Genomic DNA, 11,632 nt, shown 5'->3' with positions numbered 1-11,632 from the left:
AGACATTATATAACTATGCAAAAAATAGTATTACTACTTATATTTTTTATTACTGTTGCCGTTTATTCTCAAATAGAAGAAGGGGTTATTGTCTACAAAATAGACATGAATAAACAACAAGCTGCTATTGATAAAGAAAAATCCTCTATGGAGCCTAAAAAATATGAATATTACTCAAATATATATAAAGCATCAAAAGAACTAGAATTCAAATTATCTTTTAATACAAAATACTCCTTGTACAATTCATTAGACAATTTAAATATTGGCAAAACAAATTTTTTTAAAGATATAGCTCTAATAATGTCTTATTACAAAGGAGAATATTACACTTCACTTTCTCAAAAAAAACAAATAATAAAAACAGATGCAGGCACAAATATTGATGCTCCAATAGAAAATAAAGAATGGAAACTAACTAAAGAAACCAAAAAAATAGGGGCATTTTTATGCTATAAAGCAACACAAGTAAAAACCGTACCTATAGGAGATGTTACTATAGTAGCATGGTATACACCGGAAATACCTTTTGCTTATGGTCCAAATAATTACGTAGGTCAACTACCAGGCCTTATATTAGAATTAAATGGCTTAATGGCTACTTACAAAGCCAAGGAGATAAAACTAAATCCTAAAAAACCAGTAGATATAAAGTGGCCTCAAAATGTTGAAGCAATGTCTATGGATGAGTATAAAAAAGCTGGTGATGAGTACTATAATAAGTTAAAGAGAGAAAAGAGATAATATAATGATGGACAAACATTTATATAAAATTATATTACTATTATTTATTTGCTCTACCTAAAATTAGGAACAAGCTAGTAAGCAAAGAAAATAGTCCTTAAAATGGTTAACATTTACAAATAACATTCTTGTTAAAATATTATGAAAAATATTTCAAAATTTATACTTGCGCCAATAATAGTTGTAGGAGCTCAGTTCTCGTCTGATGCTCAAGTAAATTTATCTCCTAAAAATACTCAAAAGGTAATACGTCAAGCTCCAGATTGTTCTAGTTTTTTTGCAGCATGTGACAATACTTACCCTAATAGCTTTAGTGCTTTTGATGAATGTATGAGACGTAATGGATGCAAGTTTAATTAATAAGTGGGGGGAAATTCTCCCACTTAATAAAAAAAATTATGAAACAAAATAGAATAAAAATAACAACACTAATATTATTACTAATTGTTAGTAATTTTTGTTGGGCTCAAAAATTAGAGGGCACAGTTAAATATGAAGGATCACTCAACAAGACTTATATAGATAGCATATTAAAAACAATTTACAATAATAAAAATATTCCTCATGCTCATAAAGAATTTGCTAAAAATGAATATGGAAGTGCTGTTGATGTAGATTACTATTTACATTTTAAAAATAATCAATCGTATTTTTATTACAATGATGCTCTAGAATTAGAAACTGGACACAACCCAACATCGAGCTTAATAGGTAAAATGCCCTTTTATAGAAATATAAAAGCAAATAATATTATAGAAATAAACCAATACGTAGGAACAATAAACAGAAAACCTCTACAATGGAAAATAACTAATAAAACAAAAAAAATTGGCAAATATGTTTGTAACCAAGCATTGGCAACTGAAACTTTATTTAGCAGACAAGGACATTATTATACAGAAAAAGTAGAAGCTTGGTTTACCACAGAAATACCTGTAAGCATTGGTCCTAAATTATATACTGGTTTACCTGGTTTAGTCTTAAAAGTTAAGACAGATAAATTTACAATGACGGCCACAGAAATAAACTTAAATCCCAGAAAAGAGATTAGCATTACAGTGCCCAATTTAAATAAAATAATTACCCAAGAACAAGCTAATAAAAAATGGGAAGAATTAGCAGAGGCTAGTAAGCAAAACAACTAATAGAAAAATTAGACATTATATAACTATGCAAAAAATAGTATTACTAATTATATTTTTTATTTCAGTTGTTATTTATTCTCAAAATAGCACCATTAAATACACGGTTTCTACCAATAAAGCACTTGGGGACAACAGTAAAGACAATACATTAAACGATGTTAATAACGCACTATTAAACACGACATTAGATTTTCAACTAACTTTTAGCACTAAAGAGTCTTTCTACGAGTTAGATGAGTTATTGGATGATGGTATAAACAGTAAAATAGCCAGTATATTTTTTGGAGCCTCAAAAAAATATTACACAAATGTAAATACCAAAGAGTTTCTTCTTCAAGCTTTAGCATACGGAGACTTATATCTAGTTTCATTAGAAAAGCCAAATTGGGTATTGAAAAAAGAAAATAAAAAAATAGGGAAATATACCTGCTACAAGGCTGTAACAGAATACACAGTAGTAAACAGCAAAGGAAATTTTATAAAAAAGGTAACCGCGTGGTATACTCCTCAAATTAAAGGAAGTTTTGGCCCTAGAGGTTATTTTGGCTTACCAGGAACAATACTAGAGCTACAGGATGATAAAATATTAATTTCTGCTACAGAAATAAATTTATTATCTAAGAAAAAAAATGAAATTAAAAAGCCCATAAAAGGAAAAAAGATATCGAAAAAAGAATATGATAATTTAAATCCACCTCTTAGGAATTAAAAACTATGAAAAAAATAGCCATTTTAATTTTAACGTTGTCTCTATATAATTCATTTTCTCAATCAAAATGTGGGATAATAGAATATGATTTTTCTATAGATTCTATAGTTAACATAATGGAAAAAAAAGGAATCAGTAAACCTTTATTATTTATGAAAAATGTAAATAATGCCGCTGAAGAAATAAAGTTGCAACTTATGTTTAAGAATCAGACAGCTGTTTTTAAGAATATAAATAATATGCGCCCAGATAACATAAATAAAACTTATTTTAATTTAGCCAAAATGTTAGCCTGTAGTAACCCTCTCTATTATAAAAAAGATAGTGTTCAAAAAAAAGTGTCTCAAAATGGTAAAGCTTATGTTGTAAATGGTAAAATAGCTCCATCAAATTGGATAATAACAAAAGAAAGTAAAAAAATAATAGGCTATAATTGCATAAAAGCTACTTCTAAAAGAATCATCAAAGGTAAAAATTTAATTACAACAGCTTGGTTTGCCCCTTCTATCAAAATTCCATACGGTCCAAACGGCTATGGTGGCTTACCTGGGGTTATTTTAGAATTAAATCTAAACGCTACCTTATACAAAGCAACTAAAATAAAATTTTTAAAGCAAGTTTCTATAGAGCCTATAGGACAGGGAAAACAGATCTCTGAAGAAGAGTATTCTAAACTAAATACAGAGCAATTAAATAAATTTAAAGAAGCAATAAAATAAATTTAAAGAAGCAATAAAATAGATAATATGTTCAAAAGCACTTCTTATGTTTGATTTGCTTGAATATATTAAAATCTTTAAATCAAATAAAAAATATGGAAAAAATCACAAAAATTATTCTGATTATATTTCTTTTCTCAAAATCTATATATTCTCAAAGTTTGAGTGGTATAGTTAAATATAGTGGAACGATAAATAAAACATATGCGGATAGCATTATAAACGTAACATCTACTAAAAAAATCCCCTCTACTCACAAAGATTTCATAGTAGATATGTATAAAAATGCAAAAGAAGTAGATCTATTTTTACATTTTAGAAATAACGAGTCTTATTATTATTTGCAAGAAAGTTTAGATGAGCTGGATAAATACAATACAACAGTTGGGGCTGTAAGTGCCATACCATATTACAGAAACTCAGCTAATAATAGCACTTATGAAATCAGCACATATGTTGGTATTGTTAAAAGAACTCCTCTTGATTGGAAAATAACTAATAAAACAAAAAAAATAGGCAAATATATTTGTAACCAAGCATTGGCAACTGAAACTTTATTTAGCAGACAAGGACACTATTATACAGAAAAAGTAGAGGCCTGGTTTACCACAGAAATACCTGTAAGTTTTGGCCCAAAATTATATACTGGTTTACCTGGTTTAGTATTAGAGATTAATAAAAATAAGATTTCTATTACAGCCACAGAAATAAATTTAAACCCCAAAAAAGGTTTAAACATTACAGTTCCCAATTTAAATAAAATAATAACCCAAGAACAAGCTAATAAAAAGTGGGAAGAATTAGCTGAGGCTAGTAAGCAAAGAAGAAAAAAATAGTTAAATTAAGTATGACTAAAAAACTATTTTTTACTTTCTACATTATTTCATTTATTGTTTACAGCCAAGAAATTACATACAAAGGCTTTGTACAAGACAGCGTGCAAAGCCCTTTACCTAATGCTAATATTTTAGCTTTTCCAGATAGTGATGATGCAGAAACGGCTTTTGCCATTACCAATGAAAAAGGTGCTTACATTTTACGTTTGCAAAAAGGTTACACCTACCAAATTAACATTAGCTACATAGGCTATAAAAAATTAGTGGTTACCACTACAGCAACAGAAAAAACCACTAAAAACTTTATTTTACAAGAAGATGTAAACACTTTAGACGGTGTAGAGGTCACCTATAAAATACCTATAGAGGTTAAAGAAGACACTACAGTTTATGATACAGATGCCTTTACCAATGGCAAAGAACGCAAACTACGAGAAACCTTAAAAAAACTACCTGGTTTAGACGTAGACAGGGAAGGTAATGTAACCTCTAACGGTAAAAAAATTACCAATGTTTTGGTAGACAACAAACCCTTTTTTACAGGAAACACCAAAATGGCTGTAAACAACATACCCGCCAATGTTGTAGACCAAATAGAGGTTATAGATAACTATAGTGAAATTGCTATGCTTAAGGGGTTGCAAGACACAGATAAAATGGCACTAAACATTAAACTTAAAAAAGATAAAAAACGCTTTTTGTTTGGAGATTTAGATGTTGCTGCTGGCCTTAAAGACAGGTACGCCATACACCCAAATGTATTTTACTACAGTCCTAAAACCAACATTAATTTTATTGGTGATGTAAACAATACTGGCGAAAAAGCATTTACGTTTAGTGACTATATGGAGTTTGAAGGCGGTTTTAGCAAAATACTGGCTGGTTCTGGCAGTATGTCTAGTTTGTTTCAGTCAGACTTTAGTCAGTTTTTAAACAACAATAATTTTAAAGAGCGTAGTCAAAAATTTGGTGCGCTTAACGTACGCCAAGCCATAAATAGCACCACAGATATTAGTGGTTATGTTATTGCATCTAAAACAGATACCGACACAGAAAACCAAACCGAGAATATTTACCAAAACAACAACGATCCTTTTACAGAAAACAGAGCCACCACTGGCAATGCCAATAACTTTTTTACCATTGGTAAAATAACACTAGATTATGACCCAACATACAAAGAGGATTTTGCATTTAATACGTTTGTAAAACTAACCAACAACAATGGTTTAAACACCATTAATACAAACAGCCCAACAAATACAAATAGCATACATACAGCTAATGATATAGATGCACTAACCTTAAAACAAAATGTAACCTATAGTCGTAAACTAACAGACAACCACACCGGTACTTTAGAGGCTACGCACAGTTATACCATAGACAAACCCAACACAAATTGGCAAACAGATAAAGAAATACTACAAGGACTAATTCCGTTACAGACAGATGATGTATATAACATACAGCAAACAAAAGAAGTAAAAACACACAGTGTAAATGCCATTGTAAAAGACTATTGGGTGTTAAACAACTACAATCACTTGTATTTTAGTTTGGGTGTAAACTCAACCTTTAACTCTTTTGTAAATGAAGATGTGCAGCTCTTAAGTAGCGGAGAAATAAACAATTTTAATACTGCCGATTTTGGCAACAATTTACAGCATAATTTTATAGACACTTATGTAGGTTTAGAATACAAATTTAGAACTGGTATTTTTACATTTAAACCTGCCGTATACCAACATTATTTTAACTGGTCTTTACATCAGTTACAAACAAAAACAACCAATACAAAAACGGTACTTACACCAGAGTTTACCACAGAAATTAAATTTAAAAACGGTGCAAAAGCAACTTTTAAATACAAAGCAAATGCTCGTTTTCCTTCTGTAAACAACCTTGCAAGTAATTTTATACTCCGTAATTTTAATTCGGTTTTTAGAGGCAATGCCAACCTAGAAAATGAGTTTTTTCATACTACAAGTTTTAATTACTCTAAAAGAAGTTTATTGCGCGGTTTATTTTACAACTTAAATGTTAGATACAATAAAAAAACAGAGCAGTTAAAAGGAGAAACGCAGTTGCAAGGCATTAACCAATTTAATTCTTTAATACTATTTACACAACCGGAGGATAGCTGGGTGTTTAGTGGTAATTTTAATAAAAGAATAAAAAAAATAAGGGCTAAATACAGAGGCTCATACAACTACAGTAATTTTTACCAGCTTGTAAACTCAGAGACACAAAAAAACACCTCTGGGAGATTCTCAAATACCGTAAGCCTAGAGACTGTTTTTAAAAAAGGCCCAAATTTAGAGGTTGGCTATACACAAACCGATAGTGACTACAACACATCTGTAGGAAAAAACAAGTATAGAAGCACCAACTTTTTTACCTATTTAGATTATGTTTTTCTAGAAAATTTTACCTTAAAAGCAGAATATAATTTTGATAATTATGTGAATAAAGACAGAAACATAGATAATACTTTTGACAATGCTATGGTTTCTCTTTTTTACCAACAAGAAGATAGTCCTTGGGGTTTTGAAATTAAAGCTACTAACCTGTTTGATACACAGTTTAAGCAAGACAATTCTTTTAGTACATTTTTAATAAGCGATAGTAAAACCTTTATTTTACCACGCATTGTTCTTTTTAAAATTAGCTACAAACTATAATTGTTTAAAATTGTAGCTTTATATTTGCAAAAAATGTATTGACTTTTGGGAAAATCTCTCATTTTAAAATCGTTGGCACAGCTTCCGCAAATGCAGAAACTGCAAACTACTATTGCCAAAAATGAAAAAAACACAACACTTACAGGTTTAACAGGCTCTGCCCTATCCTTTGTAATATCTGAAACTTTTAAAGAAGCAGACACCCCTTTTCTGGTTGTTTTTAGCGACAAAGAAGAGGCTGCTTACCATTTAAATGATTTAGAGCAATTGGTAGGCGAAAAAGATGTACTGTTTTATCCTGGTAGCTACCGTAGACCTTACCAAATAGACGAGGTAGATAATGCTAATGTGCTGCTACGTGCAGAGGTTTTAAACCGAATTAATTCGCGTAAAAAACCAGCATTACTAGTTACGTATCCAGATGCGTTGTTTGAGAAAGTGGTAACCCGCAAAGAACTAGATAAAAACACACTAAAAATTAAGGTTGATGACACCATTACCCTAGACTTTTTAAATGAGGTGTTGTTTGAGTATAAGTTTAAACGTGTAGACTTTGTTACCGAACCTGGAGAATTTTCGGTTCGTGGTGGTATTGTAGATGTTTTTTCGTTTTCTAATGATGTGCCTTACAGAATAGAATTTTTTGGTGACGAGGTAGATAGCATTAGAACTTTTGATGTAGAAACACAATTATCTACAGACAAAGTCACTAAAATTACCATTGTACCCAATGTAGAAAACAAATTTTTAGACGAAACAAGAGAAAGCTTTTTAAAATATATTGCCGCAAAAACTGTCATTTTTTCTAAAAATACAGAACTTTTACATGATAGGTTAGACTCGCTTTTTGCAAAAGCAGAAGAAGCTTTTACAAAACTTACAGGCGAGCTAAAACACGCTCAGCCAAAGGAGTTGTTTGTAGATTCTAATCAGTTAAAAAAAGAGTTTGATGGGTTTAATGTTATAAGCATTCATCAAACAGCAACAAATGCAGATAAATCTATTGTTTTTCATTCTAAACCACAGCCGTCTTTTAATAAAAAGTTCGACTTACTAATTGAAAACCTAGATCAAAATCACACTAATAAGTATACCAATTATATTTTTTGTGCTACTGAGCAACAAGCAAAACGCTTTCATGATATTTTTGATGAAGTAGAACAAGATGTACATTACAAAACAGTTGTATTACCTCTTTTTCAAGGTTTTATTTTAGATGATATAAAAGTTGCCTGCTACACAGATCATCAAGTTTTTGAGCGTTACCATAAATTCAACCTTAAAAATGGCTATGCAAAAAAGCAAGCCATTACACTTAAAGAACTTACCAAGTTAGATATTGGAGATTATGTAACACACATAGATCATGGCGTTGGTAAATTTGGCGGTTTACAAAAAATAGATGTAGAAGGTAAAAAACAAGAGGCCATAAAATTAATGTATAGTGAGCGCGATGTGTTGTACGTTAGCATACATTCCCTACACAAAATATCTAAATTTGCGGGCAAAGACGGTAAGCCTCCAAAAATATTTAAACTAGGTTCTGGTGCTTGGAAAAAACTGAAGCAGAAAACCAAAACCAGAGTTAAACAAATTGCGTTTGACCTTATTAAAGTATACGCCAACCGTAGACTTAAAAAAGGATTTAAATACGCTCCAGATAGTTATTTACAGCACGAGTTAGAGGCTTCTTTTATTTATGAAGATACCCCAGACCAAAGTAAAGCCACCGAAGATCTTAAAAAAGATATGGAGAGTGACAGGCCAATGGATCGTCTTATTTGTGGCGATGTTGGTTTTGGTAAAACAGAGGTTGCTATACGTGCCGCCTTTAAAGCGGTAGATAACGGCAAACAAGTAGCTGTTTTAGTGCCAACAACTATATTGGCTTTTCAGCACCATAAAACATTTGCAGAGCGTTTAAAAGATATGCCTGTAACGGTAGATTATGTAAACCGTTTTAGAACTGCAAAAGAAAAAAGAGAAACCTTAGAACGTTTGGCAGAAGGCAAAGTAGATATTATAATTGGCACACACCAATTGGTAAATAAAAACGTAGTTTTTAAAGATCTAGGTTTGCTAATTGTAGATGAGGAACAAAAATTTGGTGTTGCTGTAAAAGACAAGTTAAAGTCTATTAAAGAAAATGTAGATGTACTTACATTAACTGCTACGCCAATACCAAGAACGCTGCAATTTAGTTTAATGGCAGCCAGAGATTTATCTACAATAAACACAGCTCCTCCAAATAGGTACCCAATAGACAGCCACGTTGTGCGCTTTACAGAAGACACCATTAGAGATGCAGTTTCTTACGAGATACAAAGAGGCGGACAAGTGTTTTTTATACACAACCGTATAGAAAATATTAAAGAGGTTGCTGGTATGTTGCAACGTTTGGTTCCTGATGCTAAAATTGGCATTGGCCACGGACAAATGGACGGTAAAAAGCTAGAAACTTTAATGCTTGCTTTTATGAATGGTGAGTTTGATGTTTTAGTGTCTACCACCATTATAGAAAGTGGTTTAGATGTTCCTAACGCCAATACTATTTTTATAAACAACGCCAATAATTTTGGTTTAAGTGATTTGCACCAAATGCGTGGCCGTGTAGGGCGTAGCAATAAAAAAGCATTCTGTTATTTTATTACACCACCTTATGACTCTATGAGTAACGATGCTCGCAAGCGTATACAAGCATTAGAACAATTTACAGAGTTGGGTAGTGGTTTTAATATTGCAATGAAAGATTTAGAAATACGTGGTGCAGGTGATATTTTAGGTGGTGAGCAAAGCGGATTTATTAATGAAATTGGTTTTGATGCCTATCAAAAAATATTAGCAGAAACTGTAGAAGAATTAAAAGAAAACGAGTTTAAAGAATTGTACGAAGAGGTAGAAGGTAAAGACAAAGTGTTTGTAAAAGAAACTCAGATAGACTCTGATTTTGAACTTTTATTTCCTGATGATTATGTAAATAATGTTACAGAACGATTAAACTTATACACCCAATTAAACCAAATTACCACAGAAGAAGGTTTAGCTAAGTATGAAAAAGAATTGGTAGACCGTTTTGGGGAAATACCTAGTCCGGTTGAAGATTTACTAAACTCGGTTCGTATAAAATGGATTGCAAATAGCCTAGGTTTAGAAAAAATTGTACTTAAAAAAGGTAAAATGATTGGCTATTTTATTGCAGACCAACAATCTGGTTTTTACCAAAGTCCTAAATTCACTAAAGTTTTACAATTTGTACAAGCCAATACCGCTATTTGTAAAATGAAAGAAAAACAAACTAGAGCTGGCTTACGTTTACTTTTAGTTTTTGATAAAATTACTACTGTAGAAAAAGCATTAAAGAGCTTGGCTCCTTTTAATACGCATTAAAATGATTAAAAATATTTAGTTTGGTTCGGTTTTTGAAAATAAGCTAAATAACTAAGCATTAACCATTGCTAAAAAAAAGCATACTATGAAAAAAACGCTAACATTATTATTTGCTCTTATTGCTATGTCATTAACAGCACAGCACACCATATCTGGCACGTTTTCGCCAGCCAAAGAGTATACTTGGCTTATTGCATACCAACTTAAACCTGGCACTCAAGTTTATGTTGCAGATACTAAAATAGAAGACGGTAAATTTAAACTAGAATTACCTGCCAATGCAGCAGCCGGAACTTACAGGCTGGTATATGCTGTACCACAAGAAGAATTTAATTTTGATGTTTTGTACAATGGCAAGGAAGACATTGTTCTTAATTTTAATGCACAAGATGGGGCCACCTATGCAACATCAACAGAAAACAAAATAGTAAACAGTTATTTTTTAGAAATTAATGCGTTGCAAAAGCAGGTTATAGACTTTTACACATCTAACAGTACTAATAAAAAAGAGTTAGCAAAAATTTACAATAAAATAAATAGCACACAAGCTAAGTATGAAGCTGATGCTAAAGATTTAATAGCTCTTAATTTTATTAAAGCAAATAAGCCATACGTAGCAAGTAGTTTTGAATCTATCTACGAATTTGTAGAACATAAAAAGCAAAATTATTTTTCAGCAATAGATTTTAAAAATGAGCAATTACAGGCTTCATCATTCTTAACAGATAAAACATTAAATTATGTGTACACATCTTTGCCGTTAAATAAAATTACAAAAGATGCTACAGAAACAGTTTTGCAACAAAACATACAAACTGTTGCTAGTAAGTTAGAGGGTGTTAATGATACTTTTAAGTTTAGCTTGTTTTATGACTTATGGATTTATGCGGCAAGCGCAAAGTATAATAAAACATCAGATTTTATATACAGCAACTACCTAAAAGAAATTGGCGCTGTAACTAATAATCAAGAATTAATAAAAGGTATAGAAGCACATACAAGGTTAAGAATTGGTGCAAAAGCACCAGAAATTACTTGGAATGATGGCAAAAACAGCTTAAGTAAACTAGATGCTGCAGAAAACTACGTTGTTGTTTTCTGGAGTAGCACATGCTCTCATTGTTTAAAAGAATTGCCACAACTAAACAAAGCAATACAACAATACAGCAACATAAAGGTACTTGCTGTTGGTTTAGAGGACGAGTACAATTATTGGGACACAGAGTCTGCTAAACTTAAAAGTTTTACACACGCATTAGCCCTAGGCAAGTGGGATAGCAAATACGCAGAATTGTATAACATTTCTGCCACACCTACCTACTTTATTTTAGATAAAGACAAAAGAATTGTAAACAAGCCAGAAACCTACAAAGAGGTTCTAGAATATTTAAATAAAAAATAGTACAAA

At 31.3% G+C, this 11,632-nt stretch carries 9 protein-coding genes; all 9 read left to right on the top strand.

Annotation, left to right across the window (positions count from 1 at the left end; genetic code table 11):
- Window positions 1-15: 15 nt before the first annotated feature.
- The 9 genes from KLA_RS17675 to KLA_RS14285 all read left to right on the top strand — a co-directional run bounded on the left by KLA_RS17675 (window position 16) and on the right by KLA_RS14285 (window position 11,626).
- Window positions 16-744, top strand: coding sequence for a GLPGLI family protein (locus KLA_RS17675; protein WP_051456123.1), 729 nt, complete (start codon window positions 16-18; stop codon window positions 742-744).
- 141 nt (window positions 745-885) lie between these two features.
- Complete coding sequence (locus KLA_RS14320; RefSeq protein ID WP_034646554.1) at window positions 886-1,104, top strand: hypothetical protein; 219 nt, start codon at window positions 886-888, stop codon at window positions 1,102-1,104.
- A gap of 38 nt (window positions 1,105-1,142) precedes the next feature.
- Window positions 1,143-1,889: a GLPGLI family protein gene (locus KLA_RS17670; protein ID WP_051456122.1), complete on the top strand. Its 747-nt coding sequence runs from the start codon at window positions 1,143-1,145 to the stop codon at window positions 1,887-1,889.
- Between the two features lie 25 nt (window positions 1,890-1,914).
- Entirely contained in the window at window positions 1,915-2,598 is a 684-nt protein-coding gene (locus KLA_RS14310) for a GLPGLI family protein (protein WP_051456121.1), read from the top strand.
- A gap of 5 nt (window positions 2,599-2,603) precedes the next feature.
- Window positions 2,604-3,317 (top strand): GLPGLI family protein, encoded by a 714-nt coding sequence (locus KLA_RS17665; protein WP_051456120.1) that lies wholly within the window; start codon window positions 2,604-2,606, stop codon window positions 3,315-3,317.
- Between the two features lie 59 nt (window positions 3,318-3,376).
- On the top strand, window positions 3,377-4,153 hold the full coding sequence (locus KLA_RS14300; RefSeq protein WP_152536856.1) for a GLPGLI family protein: 777 nt from the start codon (window positions 3,377-3,379) through the stop codon (window positions 4,151-4,153).
- A gap of 11 nt (window positions 4,154-4,164) precedes the next feature.
- A complete protein-coding gene (locus tag KLA_RS14295; protein ID WP_034646550.1) occupies window positions 4,165-6,837 on the top strand; it encodes a TonB-dependent receptor in 2,673 nt (890 codons plus the stop codon).
- Window positions 6,838-6,927: 90 nt separating this feature from the next.
- A complete protein-coding gene (gene mfd / locus KLA_RS14290; protein WP_235183578.1) occupies window positions 6,928-10,224 on the top strand; it encodes a transcription-repair coupling factor in 3,297 nt (1,098 codons plus the stop codon).
- Window positions 10,225-10,309: 85 nt separating this feature from the next.
- Window positions 10,310-11,626 carry a TlpA family protein disulfide reductase gene (locus KLA_RS14285; protein ID WP_034646546.1) on the top strand — a complete coding sequence of 439 codons (1,317 nt, stop codon included), beginning with the start codon at window positions 10,310-10,312 and terminating at the stop codon, window positions 11,624-11,626.
- Window positions 11,627-11,632 lie beyond the last annotated feature (6 nt).

The organism is Cellulophaga geojensis KL-A (assembly GCF_000568425.1).
GTDB lineage: Bacteria > Bacteroidota > Bacteroidia > Flavobacteriales > Flavobacteriaceae > Cellulophaga > Cellulophaga lytica.
Note: the sequence above shows the minus strand (reverse complement) of the source record. Positions and strands in the feature narration are given on the sequence as shown.